15 protein-coding genes and 1 tRNA gene are annotated in these 13147 nt (G+C 67.9%); 7 read left to right on the top strand and 9 right to left on the bottom strand.

The features are described 5' to 3' along the window. Nucleotides 1-30 precede the first annotated feature (30 nt). Both AC0KTM_RS05075 and AC0KTM_RS05070 read right to left on the bottom strand, forming a co-directional pair. Entirely contained in the window at nt 31-1776 is a 1746-nt protein-coding gene (locus AC0KTM_RS05075) for an ABC transporter ATP-binding protein (RefSeq protein WP_472415102.1), read from the bottom strand. Next, complete coding sequence (locus AC0KTM_RS05070; RefSeq protein ID WP_472415100.1) at nt 1773-4388, bottom strand: ABC transporter ATP-binding protein/permease; 2616 nt, start codon at nt 4386-4388, stop codon at nt 1773-1775. The genes AC0KTM_RS05075 and AC0KTM_RS05070 overlap by 4 nt, the downstream gene beginning before the upstream one ends. Nucleotides 4389-4662: 274 nt before the next feature. On the opposite strand from AC0KTM_RS05070, the gene AC0KTM_RS05065 reads away from it, so the two are divergent. The 5 genes from AC0KTM_RS05065 to AC0KTM_RS05045 all read left to right on the top strand — a co-directional run bounded on the left by AC0KTM_RS05065 (nt 4663) and on the right by AC0KTM_RS05045 (nt 7082). Beyond that, nucleotides 4663-5097, top strand: coding sequence for a thiol-disulfide oxidoreductase DCC family protein (locus AC0KTM_RS05065; RefSeq protein WP_225326674.1), 435 nt, complete (start codon nt 4663-4665; stop codon nt 5095-5097). Nucleotides 5098-5325: 228 nt separating this feature from the next. Beyond that, nucleotides 5326-5598, top strand: a complete 273-nt coding sequence (locus tag AC0KTM_RS05060; protein WP_225326675.1) for a hypothetical protein — start codon at nt 5326-5328, stop codon at nt 5596-5598. A gap of 11 nt (nt 5599-5609) precedes the next feature. After that, on the top strand, nt 5610-5759 hold the full coding sequence (locus AC0KTM_RS05055; protein ID WP_225326676.1) for a hypothetical protein: 150 nt from the start codon (nt 5610-5612) through the stop codon (nt 5757-5759). A gap of 360 nt (nt 5760-6119) precedes the next feature. After that, entirely contained in the window at nt 6120-6392 is a 273-nt protein-coding gene (locus tag AC0KTM_RS05050) for a hypothetical protein (protein WP_225326677.1), read from the top strand. A gap of 12 nt (nt 6393-6404) precedes the next feature. Continuing rightward, nucleotides 6405-7082, top strand: a complete 678-nt coding sequence (locus tag AC0KTM_RS05045) for a hypothetical protein (RefSeq protein WP_472415098.1) — start codon at nt 6405-6407, stop codon at nt 7080-7082. Nucleotides 7083-7308: 226 nt separating this feature from the next. Here AC0KTM_RS05045 and AC0KTM_RS05040 read toward each other — a convergent pair. Next, nucleotides 7309-7392, bottom strand: a tRNA-Leu gene (locus AC0KTM_RS05040). A 78-nt stretch (nt 7393-7470) separates the two neighbouring features. On the opposite strand from AC0KTM_RS05040, the gene AC0KTM_RS05035 reads away from it, so the two are divergent. Beyond that, nucleotides 7471-7851: a hypothetical protein gene (locus AC0KTM_RS05035; RefSeq protein WP_225326679.1), complete on the top strand. Its 381-nt coding sequence runs from the start codon at nt 7471-7473 to the stop codon at nt 7849-7851. After that, entirely contained in the window at nt 7848-8198 is a 351-nt protein-coding gene (locus tag AC0KTM_RS05030) for a DUF3817 domain-containing protein (RefSeq protein WP_225326680.1), read from the top strand. Before AC0KTM_RS05035 ends, AC0KTM_RS05030 begins: the two co-directional genes overlap by 4 nt. A gap of 48 nt (nt 8199-8246) precedes the next feature. Here AC0KTM_RS05030 and rdgB read toward each other — a convergent pair whose 3' ends face one another. From rdgB to AC0KTM_RS05000, 6 genes are all read right to left on the bottom strand, one after another. After that, complete coding sequence (rdgB, locus tag AC0KTM_RS05025) at nt 8247-8885, bottom strand: RdgB/HAM1 family non-canonical purine NTP pyrophosphatase (protein WP_225326681.1); 639 nt, start codon at nt 8883-8885, stop codon at nt 8247-8249. A gap of 2 nt (nt 8886-8887) precedes the next feature. After that, nucleotides 8888-9667, bottom strand: coding sequence for a ribonuclease PH (rph, locus tag AC0KTM_RS05020; protein ID WP_225326682.1), 780 nt, complete (start codon nt 9665-9667; stop codon nt 8888-8890). 23 nt (nt 9668-9690) lie between these two features. Beyond that, the gene (locus tag AC0KTM_RS05015) at nt 9691-10473 is read right to left on the bottom strand and encodes a cyclic nucleotide-degrading phosphodiesterase (protein ID WP_225326683.1); all 783 of its coding nucleotides are present in this window, start codon (nt 10471-10473) and stop codon (nt 9691-9693) included. Between the two features lie 72 nt (nt 10474-10545). Next, the gene (gene murI / locus AC0KTM_RS05010) at nt 10546-11361 is read right to left on the bottom strand and encodes a glutamate racemase (protein ID WP_238957441.1); all 816 of its coding nucleotides are present in this window, start codon (nt 11359-11361) and stop codon (nt 10546-10548) included. After that, entirely contained in the window at nt 11358-12029 is a 672-nt protein-coding gene (locus tag AC0KTM_RS05005) for a rhomboid family intramembrane serine protease (RefSeq protein WP_238957440.1), read from the bottom strand. The genes murI and AC0KTM_RS05005 overlap by 4 nt, the downstream gene beginning before the upstream one ends. Nucleotides 12030-12089: 60 nt before the next feature. After that, nucleotides 12090-13142 (bottom strand): P1 family peptidase, encoded by a 1053-nt coding sequence (locus AC0KTM_RS05000; protein WP_238958001.1) that lies wholly within the window; start codon nt 13140-13142, stop codon nt 12090-12092. Nucleotides 13143-13147 lie beyond the last annotated feature (5 nt).

The raw sequence follows: 13147 nt of genomic DNA, 5'->3' as shown, positions 1-13147 counted from the left end.
ACCGCAAGATTTGCGGTCAACCGCGGTGATTTAGTCGGCCAGAATGCGCCATTCGGCGGCCTCGTGCTGCTGGCGCCAGAATTCGTCGAAACGCCCGCCCGCAGCACGCAATTCGTCGACCGTGCCGTCCTCGACCACCTGGCCGCTGTCGAGAAACAGGACGCGGTCGGCGTGACTGATGCTGGCCAACCGGTGCGCGACGATCACCTGGGTGCGCGATTGCGGGTCGGCGGTCAGCGCGTCGACCACGGCGGCTTCGTTCTCGGTGTCCAAAGCGCTGGTCGCCTCGTCCACCAGCAGTATCGGCGCGGGTTTGAGCAGCGCACGGGCGATGCTGACGCGTTGGCGTTCACCGCCCGAGAGTGCCGAGCCGCCTTCACCGACGACGCTGTCGGAGCCGTCGGGCAGGCGTGCGACGAGCTCGTCGACGCGGGCGAGCGCCACCGCCCGCGCGAACCGGTCATCGCCGGCGCCCGGGTCCCCGGCGAACACGTTGTCGCGGATCGACCCGTGGAACAGGTAGGGATGCTGGAACACGACGCTGCTTGCCGCGCGCCGGGCGTCGGCGTCCAGCGTCGCCGCGTCGACACCGTCGATCAGCACCCGGCCGCGGGTGGGCTCGTGCAGCCCGGCGATCAGCGCCAGGATGGTGCTCTTGCCGGATCCGGACGGTCCGACGATCGCCGTCGTGCTTCCCGGCTCCAACGAGAAACTCACCCCGTCGAGCACCAGGTCGGTGGCGCCACCGACAGCTGGGTACCCGAACGTCACGTCGTCGAAGTCGATACGCGGCGCCGTGGCGCCCGGCAGCGTCGCGGCGCCGGCGTTCATCAGCGGCGCGGTGAGCACCGAGCGGATGTTGTCGAGCGTGGCGCGGGTGCTCTCCAGCGCCGGCGCCAGCTCGCTGATGGTGGTGAACGGCTCGAGGTAGCGCACGATGACGACGATCAGCGCGATGGCCTCGGCCACCGACAGCGTTCCGTTCACCGTCAGCGCGGTGGTCGCCCCGGCGAGCAGGATCAAAGCCAGCTGGCTGGCGAGGCTGAACAGCAGCTGACCCGGGACCTGCATGGAGAGCAGCCGCATGGTCGCGCCGTGTTGGGCGGCCAGCGCGTCGCCGACCAGGCTCCTGGCCGGTTCGACGCGCCGCGCGGCGCGCAACGCCTGCTGGGTCCGGGCGAACTCGATGATCCGCTCGGTGAGCGCGCTATTGGCCTCGGCCGCAGTGGAATCGGCGCGACGCGCCAGGCGGGCCGACGCCCACAGCGCGCCCAACATCAGGGGCAGTCCGCCCAGGGCGGCCAGTCCCAGTTGCCATGAGACCGGCGACAGGACCACCGCGATGGCGGCGGGCAGCAGCACGGCCGAGATCAACGGCGTGAGCAGGTTGACGACGAGGCCGACGAGTTCGGGGCCGGTCGCCGCGATCGCCTGCCGCGCGGTCGCGGTGTGCTCGGCGGTGAACCAGTCCAGCCGAACGCCGGGCAGTCGGTCGGCCACGTCATGCTGGCTGTGGTCCAGCACCGCGAAGCCCAGGTTGAAGCCGATACGCGCCGTCGCGGTGTCGATCACCCAGCCGAGCGCGGTGGCGGCGGTCAGCCAGCCCAGCCACACCATCGCGCGCTGCGGGGTGTCGCTGAACAACGCGCCCACCAGGGGGACCAGCAGCACGGTGGCGACCGCCCGCACCACCACGGAGATCAACGCCAGCACCGTGTAGGCGACGACCCGGTTGCGGCGATCCGCCGGGACCAGGCTCAACCACGTGCGGATCATCGGGCACCCTCCCCGGCCGCGCCGGCGGCCACCCGGTCGCGGCGGCCGCCCTCCCACAGCCGCCGATACCGGCCGTCGGCGGCCAGCAACTCGTCGTGGGTGCCGCGCTCGACGATGCGGCCGTGGTCGAGCACGACGATCTGGTGGGCGCGGGTGATGGTGTGCAGCCGGTGCGCGATCACCAGTACGGTGCGGTTCTGGGTCAAACGGTTGAGCGCTTGCTGCACAAGGTATTCCGACTCCGGATCGGCGAACGCGGTGGCCTCGTCGAGGATGAGAATCTCGGTATCGGCCAGGATCGCACGGGCGATGGTGAGGCGCTGGCGCTCCCCGCCGGACAGGCCGGTGCCGGCGCCCAGCATGGTGTCGTAGCCGTCCGGCAGGCGCATGATGCGGTCGTGGATCTGCGCCTCGCGCGCCGCCCGTTCGATCTGCGCGGCGGTGGCATCGGGTGCGGCCAGCGCGATGTTTTCCGCCACGGTGCCGTGCACCAACTGCGTCTCCTGTAGCACGAAACCGACCTGGGCGTAGAGCTGGTCGGCGGTCATCGACCGAATGTCTTGTCCCCCAACGCGTATCGAGCCCCCGTCGACGTCGTGGAACCGGGCCAGCAAGGCGGCCAGCGTCGACTTGCCGGATCCCGACGGGCCGACGAGTGCGGTGACGGTGCCGGGGCGCAGGGTCAGCGACACGTCGTGGATCACGGGAACGCCGGGGCGATAGCCGAAACTGACGTCGTCGAACACGACCGCCTTCGACGACTCCCCCGCGGGTTCGCCGTGATCGCGCACGGCGAGTTCGGGTTCGTCGAGCGTGTTCTGCAGGCGCCGGGCGGCCAACATGCCGGCGCGGATGCCGCCGAGGCCGTAGGCGATCCCGAGCAGGCGTGCGCCGAAGGTGGTTCCCAGCAACAAGAATGGCAGCAGGTTCACCGGATCCATCCGCCCCCCGACCACCAGCAGGGTGCCGGTGGCCGCGATGAGCCACAGGAACGTCGACGGGCGGGTGACCAGATCCATGAACGTCTTTTTGCCGGCCAGCGGGCGCTGCCAGGCGACCAGGAAGCCGACGTACTCGTCCAGGCGCCGCCGGAAACTCGATGCCGCGGCCCCGCCGAAGACGCGGATCACCGGCTGGCCCTCCAGGTAGGCGCCGGCCTCGCCGCTCATCGTCTCCGCCCAGCGCTGCGACTGCGGGATGCGCGGACCCGACTGAATCGTGAGCGACGACGTCAGCACCAGGTAAACCAGGACGGGCGCAAACAGCACCAGCGCCACCCGCCAGTCGACGACGAACAGGTAGACCAGCACCGCAACCGGCGCGACGGCCGCGGCGACGGCGTCCGGGATGGCGTGGGTGACCAGGTAGTGCAGGGACAGCGTGTCGTCCTGCAGCAGCTGCTTGATGGACCCCGATCCGCGTGCGGTGAACCAGCCCAGCGGGAGCCGAGACAGCTTGCGCAACAATCCCGTACGCAAATCGCGGGCGAAGCGCGCGTCGACCAGATGGAGCCACAGGGTGAGGGCCGCGCCCAGCAACGCCCCCAGGCCCAGCAACGACACCGCGGCGATGCCCACGTTCCATAGCCGCGACGCGGGCGCCCCGGATACCAGGAGCCGGGCCAGCTCCACCAGCAGCACGAACGGCGCCAGCTGCACCAGCGTGATCACCGCCTGCAACACACCGGACAGGATCAACGCCGAACGCAGCGGCGCGAGCAATCGGCCGGCAGCCTGGGCGCGCCAGTTCCCGCGGGACACCGGGGCGGGCGTCGTCTCCGGGACCCGTTGAGCCGACTCCAGCTGCGCCGCAACCTCTTCCGCAGAGACGGCGGGTGCGACGCTTTCGGATCCCTCGGCCTCGTCGCCGCGGCGGGTGCCCATCGCGCGCCCGGCGCTCCAGTAGGCCTGAGCGTGCACCTCGGATTTGGGGAATCCGAATTCGTCGCGCAGCCGGGTCCGCACCTGCTTCAGGGTCGTGGCCTCCGGCGTCGCCCACGCATACCAGTCGGACCAGTCCCGGCTTTCGATCGCCGCGGCAAGGGATTTCTCGTCATGACGGGCGACCCAATGCAGTCGCAGACGGGGGTGCGGCGCGATCGGGATCAGTGTGTCGTTGTCGTCGTGCTGTTCGAGGTACATCTCGATCGGGACGTCGTCGGGGACGACGCCGATGATGCCGTTCATTCCGGGGATGGAAGCCGAGTCGCCGATGAGCAGATATCCGGCCGGCTGCTCGTCGGGCATGTCGAACCGCGATGAACCCATCAGCGCCATGACGGCGATGGTGGCGCCGGGCTGCACGGTGCGCGCCCACTGCGACGCCGGGCCCGCGGGATCGTGCAGCACGATGTCGACCGCGAAGCGGCCGGCCGCAACGTCCGCTTCCGAAATCGTGTAGGCGCGCTGGAACTCGGTTTTCGATCCGTCCGGATCCGGGAACCAGAACCGCAGCCAGGCGGCGGGTTCGGCATCGACGTCTTCGAACAGCGTCGGAGACGTCATGCGCACGCGCACGAAGTGCGGTGCTATTCGGACGGTTTCGATCACCGTTGCGGTGTGGTCGCGTGCGCCGAAGCTGCGCAACATCACACCGGAGAATCCGCGTGCCATTGGCGGTCCTTTCTCGCGGCGCTCCGCGCCGCGGCGGCGATCTGACGATCCGGCGGGATCACCGCCACGAGGCCGCGGATCGATGCGGCCGGTGAGGACCGCACACACTGTGGATTCGACGCCTGCCACGATCCCGCGCGGGCGGCACCCCGCCGCGGATCACCGGCCAGCCGGTCACGACTCGGTACGTTACCCCCACAAACTAAGGGTTGCCTTACCATAGGTCAACCTCGGTCGCTGTCCACGCTGCGCGGCGGTCAGTAACCTGGGAAGTATGAGCGGTGAGAGCGGCGAGTCAGTGGCCCCGGTCCTGCTGTACGACGGTGTCTGCGGGTTTTGCAATCGATCGGTCCGCACGATAATCCGTTTCGATGCCGCCGGTCCGCTGCGGTTTGCGGCCCTGCAGAGCGTGTTCGCCAAGGCGATCGTCGAGCGGCACCCGGAGATCGGCAACGTCGACTCGATGGTGTTCGTCGACGACCCCGGCCAGCCGTCGGAACGGGTGGCTGTCCGATCCGAAGCCGCGCTACGCGTCGCGGATTACCTCGGCGGGGCATGGCGGGTGCTAACGGTCGCCCGCATCCTGCCGGCTCCCCTGCGCGACTGGCTCTACGACAGGTTCGCCGCGATCCGCTACCGGGCTTTCGGGAAGTACGACAGCTGTCCGCTGCCGTCGCCGGAGGTTCGCGCCCGCTTCGTGGAGGACTGAGGCGCGTCCGCTGCTGACGGGCGTTGAAGATCTGTGCGGGCGGAGGGACTCGAACCCTATTCAGCTATCCTGTTCAATCGCTCAAGTCCGAACTGACCTGCTCTTTAGGGTCAGATGGGTTCAAATGAGTTATGTGCAACTCCGCTGAAGTTGTGCTCAAAATGTGCTCACGAGTGTGATTGCTCGCGACGTGCAACGTAGCTGGGTCCGATCTGCGATAGTGGACAGATGCCCGCGCAAGCATGGGTGACGCTGATCGTCGGGGGCTTAGCGACCATCGGCGTCATCGTCACGTGGCAACAGAAGAATCAGGCCGACAGGCGCAGTGAGTGGTGGAGGCGCACACAGTGGGCATTTGAGCGTACGTTCACCACTGAGTATGACGAAGCCGTAGTTGGCTGGAAGATGCTCTCTAAGCTGGCGGCTTCTAAACTGGCGACTAAAGACGATTCCGAGATCATTCAGATCATCGCGGAGCAGACGGCATTGGGCGGGACGTGAAGGGGATGAAGATGACAACGGAACACACATCGGATAACGGCCCCCGAACCGAGCAACGCAGCCTCGACGTGCGCAAGGCCGCCGCGCAGGCGGCGGTAGCTGCCAGTGAAAAGACGGGCCGCGAGGTCGATCCACGAGTCAAGGAACTCGCCGAATCGTAGTGCCCGCGCAATCCCCTCATAAACCAGAACTCACCAATTCGGGGACAGCGCGGCGCTCAGACTTGGTGCGTGGTGACTAGACACCCTGGCTCAACGCAACGCTAGGGTGTTTTCGTCGGCGTGAGACAGACGCCGACGTGTCGGCGTCAAATCAACCGTGGACAACTATTGAAGCCGCCGCGTTGCAGGGTCATGAATTCGATCCTGCCCCCGCCGCCACATGGTACGAGGATCGGCTCGGGCGTGACCCGATAACGCTGCCATAGTGGCCGCGCTGGACCGGGTGCGCGAAGTGTTGCGAGACACGCCGGTGGCATACCACTTCCGTATGCCCACTATCCGGCGCTAGCGTCGCCAGGCATGACCGCCAAGCCCCCGGTGCACATCCACGATGTTCCCGAATCCGACCGCGCGATTGTTCCGGCCTCTGCCGTGCAAGTAGGCGACTGCCTGTTTGACGTGTTCAATGATCAATGGGTAACAATCGAGCGCGTCCGGGACGGTTCGTCGCGGTCGTGGCGGATCGACCGCGATGACGCAGGCCGTTGGACGTTCACGATTTTCTTCGAAGGCGAGCCGCAGCCGGGGCCAGGCTGGGCGGCGGGCAATGTGATTCGCCGCAAGGCGAATTGAGCAAAAATCCGCATGGGACGTGATGATGCCCGTTTGTTGCTCAAAGCGCTGTGTAGCGTCGCCGCAATACTTGCGGCCACCGTGTTGGTTGGGCAACACACCGGCAGCGCCGCCATCGGGTGGAATGCACATTGGCTCTTTGTCCGACATTGCTTACTCAGCCGGAAAAACATCGCCGTCGAAATCCAGGCGATGGGGGCGCTGGTCGCTTTCTATGGTTTGCTCCGCGCCTATGTCCGAGCAACGTATGCCCAATCCGTCTCGGTGCGAATTGTCAACGGGATCAAGATGTTCTGGGGACGGCTCTTGCGCCTGCCCCAAACGATCACTGTCCCAACTATCCAGTCAACGGCAAAGTTTGGGCGCGTGGGTGTCACGCAAACGCCGCCGGCGCACATCATCGACATCACCCAGAGCCTCGACGAGCAGGTCAAACGCCTTGTTCAGTACGTGAACGACAGAACCGGCGAGGCATCGGAGATGGCGATCAATATCACCAAATTGAGGCTGGATATCGATGGGGTCAAAGATACCGTGACGGAGTTAGAGCGAAACATGAAGGCACACACGGCCACTCAGATCCAGACATTCGACCGGAACCTCGACAGCCGACAAGCACTCGACCTGACCTGGGCGGTTTGGGGACTTCTTGTTTCCTTTGTGGGTACCGCAAGCGGCTTCGGGACTTAGGTTTGTTGCTCATGAAGTAGGTCTAAGGTCCGTCGGGACGATCTACTCAATTCTCAGCTCGGTTCACCACCACGGCGCCGAGAACCTGCAGGCGCGGTACGCGCCGAAGGCGAGCGCCAAGACGGTGTTTGCCACAGCGACCACGCGCGTTTGAAGTGTGCTCATAGTGTGACCACGGCTGGCCAGGATGGAGCCGAAAACACCACCTGAACTGCATAAACATCAGTGCGGGCGGAGGGACTCGAACCCTCAAGCTCTTTCGAGCAATGGCACCTAAAACCATCGCGTCTGCCAATTTCGCCACGCCCGCGGCTTGCCGATCGTATCGCTTGTGACATGGCCAACTTATTGGCGACGGGCGCTTACTGGCGCGCGGTACGGTCAAGAGGTGTCCACTACACACCGTCGCAGACCCGCGCTGATCGCGCTGGTGATCGTCGCGGCGTGCGGCTGCCTGGCCCTGGGCTGGTGGCAGTGGACCAGGTTCCAATCCGTCTCCGGCTCGTTTCAGAACCTCGGCTACGCGCTGCAGTGGCCGCTGTTCGCCTGGTTCTGTGTGTACGCGTACCGCAAATTCGTGCGCTACGAAGAGGAACCACCACAGCCGCGCAGCAACGACGCCATGACGGAGATACCCGCCGGGCTGCTGCCCGAGCGACCCACGCGCACGCCCCAGCCGCCCGACGACCCGGCGCTGCGGGAGTACAACAACTACCTGGCCGAGCTCGCCGCGCAAGACGCCGAAAAACAAAAGAGGACAACCGCATGACCACTCCGCAGACGCCCGGCGGATCAGTGCCCGCAGTGCCCGCCGACAAGATCCGCACCGCCTTGCTCGGCTACCGGATCATGGCCTGGACGACGGGTCTGTGGCTCATCGCGCTGTGCTACGAGATCGTCTCGCACCTGGTTTTCGACCACGAGATCCGGTGGATCGAAGTGGTCCACGGCTGGGTGTATTTCATCTACGTGCTGACCGCGTTCAACCTGGCGATCAAGGTGCGCTGGCCGATCGGTAAGACGGTCGGCGTGCTGCTGTCGGGGACCATCCCGCTGCTCGGGATCATCGTCGAGCACTTCCAAACCCGAGAGGTCAAAGCCCGCTTCGGCTTGTAGGCCGCACCCGTGACCCGTGTGGCCCATGCCTCGCAAGGGACCGGGGATTCAGCCCTCGGACCGGGCCAGCGTCTCGAGCGACGGCAACAGCAGCCGCAGCGCGCGACCGCGATGCGAGACCGCGTCCTTCTCACTCGGGCTGAGCTCGGCCGCCGTGCGCTCGCACCCGTCGGGCACGAAAACCGGGTCATACCCGAAACCGCCGTCGCCGCGCGGTTCCCGGGCGATGCTGCCGGGCCATTCGCCGCGCACGACGACCTCACCGGCCCCCGACACCAGCGCGCAGGCGGACACGAACGCCGCGCCGCGCCGTTCATCGGGCACGTCGCGCATTTGCGCCAGCAGCAAGGCGGTGTTGCCGGCGTCGTCGCCGTGGTTGCCCGACCAGCGCGCCGACAGCACTCCGGGCATGCCGTTGAGCGCGGCCACCTCCAGCCCGGAATCGTCTGCCACACTGGGCAACCCGCTCGCGGTGAACGCGTCACGCGCCTTGGCCAACGCGTTCTCCTCGAAGATCGCGCCCGTCTCCGGCGCCTCCTCGAACGGGGCCACATCGTCGAGCGACACCAACGTCAAGCCCGTCAGGCCGGCGGCGTCGAGCACCCGGCGCAACTCGACCAGCTTCTTCGTGTTGCGGCTGGCGACCAGTAGGCGTGACGGGCGCGGCGGGTCGTCACCATCGGGCACGGTCAGCTGCCGAACGCCTTCGGCGCCGGAGCTCCCTCGGGGAGCTCACCGGGGTACGGCTGCGCCAATGCCTCGCGCTGGGCGGCGAACAACTTGTCGCAGGCGGCCAACGCCACGTCGAGCAGCTTGTCCAACGTCGAACGCGGGAAGGTCGCCCCCTCGCCGGTCCCCTGGACCTCGACGAGGGTCCCGGTGTCGGTGGCGACGACGTTCATGTCCACCTCGGCGCGGGCGTCCTCCTCATAGGGCAGATCCACCCGGACCCGGCCGTCGACCACTCCGACGCTGACCGCCGCGATGGCGCACGACAACGGTCGGGGATCGGACAGCTTGCCCGCCGCCCCGAGATACGTCACCGCATCGGCCAGCGCCACGAACGCACCCGTGATGGCCGCGGTGCGGGTACCCCCGTCGGCCTGCAACACGTCACAGTCGACGGCAATTGTGTTCTCCCCCAACGCCGCCAGGTCGATGCACGCCCGCAGCGACCGCCCGATCAGCCGGCTGATCTCCTGGGTCCGCCCCGACAGCCGCCCCTTCACCGATTCGCGGTCCGAGCGCGTATGGGTCGCCGACGGCAACATCGCGTACTCCGCGGTCAGCCACCCCAGACCCGAACCCTTGCGCCAGCGCGGCACACCCTCGGTCACGCTGGCGGTGCACATGACCTTGGTCTGGCCGAATTCGATCAGTACCGAACCGGCGGGGTGCTCGGTGAAACCGCGGGTGATGACGACGGGCCGAAGCTCGTCGTCAAGGCGGCCGTCTTCTCGTCTCGTCACGACGCAACCCTAACGTGGAGTACTCAGACCCTCTCGGAGCGGCGGATATCGAACGTCTCACCGCACACCACCGCATGCACGGGACCGTCGAACTCGGCCTTGGCCTCACTGATCACGTCCTCACGCGAGGTCCACGGCGGGATGTGCGTCAGCAGCAGTTCGCGAACGCCGGCCTCGGCCGCGGCCCGCCCCGCCTCGGTCCCCGACAGATGCAGCGCGGGCGGCCGGTCCGCCGAATGCGTCCAGGACGCCTCGCAGAGAAAGACGTCGGCGTCGCGCGCCAGCTCGACGAGCTGATCGCAGGCGCCGGTGTCACCGCTGTAGACGAACGATGCGCCCGACGAATCGGTGATGCGCAATCCGTAGGACTCGGTCGGATGAGCCACCACGCGCGGCGTCACCGTCAGCGCCCCGACCGTCACCGGCTCGCCGTCGACCCAGTGGCGAACGTCGAAAATGTCCGAACAATCGTCGATCTCACCGCCGTAGGGTGAGGACGCCGCACCCAGCCGCGACCAGGTGTCGCCGGGGCCGTACAGCAACGCCTTTCCGAGCGGGCGCGTCGGGTGATAGCGCCGCCACACGAACAATCCGGGCAAATCCAGACAGTGATCGGCGTGCAAATGCGACAACAACACGTGCACGGAACCGGGGTCGGCGTAGCGCTGCAGTGCGCCGAGAACACCCCCGCCGAAGTCGATGACCAACGGCGGAGTGTCCGGTGCCCGGAGCAGATAACCCGACGCAGGCGAATCCGGACCCACCACGCTGCCCGAGCAGCCGAGCACGGTTATTCGCACGGACACTACTGTGCCATGCCCGACGGGGCCATGACGAAAACATGGCCGCATTGGTGTGACGAGAATCTCGCCCGGCCGTCAGTCAATGCGCACCTGTTGAACAGGCCGTACTCCGGAGACGGCGGGACCGAGGAATCGGGCCGCCAATGTCGTGAATGCCTCGGGGTCGCCGGTGGCTTCGAAGACCCGAGTCGCGGGCGACACGTCATGAGGGCGAAGCAGATCCCGCTCGGTGAGCACCCGAAGGACTTCCTTGGCGGTTTCCTCCGCACTGGACACCAGCGTCACGTGCTCACCCATCGCCAGCTGGATGAGGCCCGACAACAGCGGGTAGTGCGTGCATCCGAGCACCAGCGTGTCGACCTGCGCGCGCTGCAGCGGCTCCAGGTAGCCCTCGGCCAGTCCGAGCACCTGACGCCCGCTCGTCACGCCGCGCTCGACGAAGTCGACGAACCGCGGGCAGGCCACCGCGGTGATCTCGGTGTCGCGGGCGGCGGCGAACGCGTCCTGGTAGGCGTGCGAGTTGATGGTCGCCTGGGTGCCGATGACGCCGATGCGTCCGTTGCGCGTGGTGGCGACGGCGCGGCGCACGGCGGGCAGGATCACCTCGACGACGGGCACGTCGTAGCGTTCGCGAGCGTCCCGCAGGCAGGCCGCGGATGCCGTGTTGCAGGCGATGACCAACGCCTTGACGCCGCGGCCGACGAGGTCGTCGCCGATGGCCAACGCGTGCGCCCGGACGTCGGGGATGCTCAGCGGACCGTAGGGCCCGTGGCCGGTGTCGCCGACGTAGATGATGTCCTCGTCGGGCAGCTGGTCGATGATCGCCCGCGCGACGGTGAGTCCCCCGACACCGGAGTCGAAGACCCCGACGGGAGCCAGTGGTCCGCTCATGTCTTGGGGCGCGGCGACGCGGTGCCGGCCGTCCTTCCCGTCCGGGCCTTGCGTTCCGGGGCGGACAGCCAATATGCGGCCACGACGCCGGCGATCGCCCCGCACAAATGCCCCTGCCAGGACACGCCACCGCAGACTCCGAGCACCGGCATGGCGCCGAACAGGACGCCGCCGTAGGCGAACATCACGACCAGCCCGATGATGATGTTGGACACGCGGCGGACGAATATCCCGAACACCAGCAGGAAGGCCAGCCAGCCGAAAATCAGGCCGGAAGCCCCGATGTGGTCGGTGGGGCCGCAGCTGCTGCCGACGTCGCCGATGAGCCAGGTGCCCAGGCCGCCCAGGATCCACACGATGGCGGTCGCCCAGACGAACCGGGACAGCCCGGCCAGCGTCATGAGGAATCCCAGCACCAGCAGCGGCACCGTGTTGGCCATCAGGTGCTCCCAGCTCGCGTGCAAGAGCGGGGAGAAGACGATCCCCCACAGGCCGTCGAGCTCCAGGGGCCGGATGCCGTTGGCGTCCAGCGAATGCCGGCTCATCTGGTCGATCAGCTCGACGAGGTACAGCAACACGACGAAGGTGAGGATCGTGGCGGCGCCGACGATCGGCGTGGACCGCTTTTTCGCCTGGGCGGCGGGTGCCCTCGGCGCGGTCTTACCCATAGCTGCCCTTCCAGCGCGTTTCCAGCATGGTCAAGGCTACCGGCGTGGCAGGCGGATTCCTCACCGGCCGAACGCGCCGGGCAGCACGTCGCGGTAGCTCGGTATCCCGGCGATCGATTCGGCGGCCAGCACACCGCCGAGCACCGCTTGCGCCAGGCAATCGGCCGCCGCGACGCCGACCTCGGTGACGAGCCGCGTTTCCGGGGAGAACGCGGCCGGCACGGGTTTCGAAGCGGCCGACGGGGGATCGACCTCGACCGCCCCGGTGGCCAGGACGAACACCGTGTCCCCGTCGACCGGCGTGTGCGCCGGCCGGATGCTGCGGGCCAGGCCGTCGTGGGCCGAGATGGCCACCCGCCGGCACGCCGCCGGGCTCAGGGCGGCGTCGGTGGCGATCACCGCGATGACGGTGTTGAGGGGGTTGTCCATCGGGTCCGACGGCGACGGCAGCTGGGCGAGCGCGTCGATCTGCTCGGGCGGTGGCGGCTGGAGCCCGAACGCCTTGGCCAAGTCCGCCATCCACGGCAAGCCGGTCGCCCGGTCGAGAACCTCGCCCGCGCAGTTCACCACCGCCACCGCGCCGACGGTCACGCCGCTCGGCAGTGCCGTCGAGGCGGTGCCGACGCCGCCCTTGAGCGCCCCGGCCCGGGCCCCCACCCCGGCGCCGACGTTCCCGACGGTCATCGCCGCGCCTTGCTCGGCGGCCGCACAGGCCAGGTAGCCGAACTCGTCGCTCGGGCGGCACTGCCAGCCGCCGACCGGCAGATCGAAGATCACCGCTGCCGGCACGATGGGCACCACGCCCTCGCCTATCGCCACGCCGCGTTCCTGTTCTTCCAGCCAGCGCATGACGCCGTCGGCGGCGGCCAGGCCGTAGGCGCTGCCCCCGGCGAGCAGCACCGCGTCCACGAACCGCACGGTGTTGGCCGGGTCCAGCAGGTCGGTCTCCCGGGTGCCGGGAGCACCGCCGCGGCAATCGACCGCGCCGACGGTCCCCGGTGGCGGGAGCACCACGGTGACGCCGCAGGCCCAGCCCGCACCCAACGCGGCGTCGGGGTCCAAGCGTTGGTAGTGGCCGACGCGGATCCCCCCGACGTCGGTGATGGCGCCCATCGCGG

Source organism: Mycobacterium sp. NTMscope_Eco_3 (assembly GCF_976985685.1).
This window is presented reverse-complemented; position numbering and strand designations above follow the sequence as displayed.

Bases quoted from the DNA above. Each gene is read 5' to 3' on its own strand.
- AC0KTM_RS05070 (WP_472415100.1), bottom strand. From the start codon at position 4,388: ATGGCACGCGGATTCTCCGGTGTGATGTTGCGCAGCTTCGGCGCACGC.
- AC0KTM_RS05075 (WP_472415102.1), bottom strand. From the start codon at position 1,776: ATGATCCGCACGTGGTTGAGCCTGGTCCCGGCGGATCGCCGCAACCGG.
- AC0KTM_RS05060 (WP_225326675.1), top strand. From the start codon at position 5,326: ATGCCCGCGCAAGCATGGGTGACGCTGATCGTCGGGGGCTTAGCGACC.
- AC0KTM_RS05005 (WP_238957440.1), bottom strand. From the start codon at position 12,029: ATGGGTAAGACCGCGCCGAGGGCACCCGCCGCCCAGGCGAAAAAGCGG.
- AC0KTM_RS05030 (WP_225326680.1), top strand. From the start codon at position 7,848: ATGACCACTCCGCAGACGCCCGGCGGATCAGTGCCCGCAGTGCCCGCC.
- AC0KTM_RS05050 (WP_225326677.1), top strand. From the start codon at position 6,120: ATGACCGCCAAGCCCCCGGTGCACATCCACGATGTTCCCGAATCCGAC.
- murI (WP_238957441.1), bottom strand. From the start codon at position 11,361: ATGAGCGGACCACTGGCTCCCGTCGGGGTCTTCGACTCCGGTGTCGGG.
- AC0KTM_RS05000 (WP_238958001.1), bottom strand. From the start codon at position 13,142: ATGGGCGCCATCACCGACGTCGGGGGGATCCGCGTCGGCCACTACCAA.
- AC0KTM_RS05045 (WP_472415098.1), top strand. From the start codon at position 6,405: ATGGGACGTGATGATGCCCGTTTGTTGCTCAAAGCGCTGTGTAGCGTC.
- AC0KTM_RS05065 (WP_225326674.1), top strand. From the start codon at position 4,663: ATGAGCGGTGAGAGCGGCGAGTCAGTGGCCCCGGTCCTGCTGTACGAC.
- AC0KTM_RS05055 (WP_225326676.1), top strand. From the start codon at position 5,610: ATGACAACGGAACACACATCGGATAACGGCCCCCGAACCGAGCAACGC.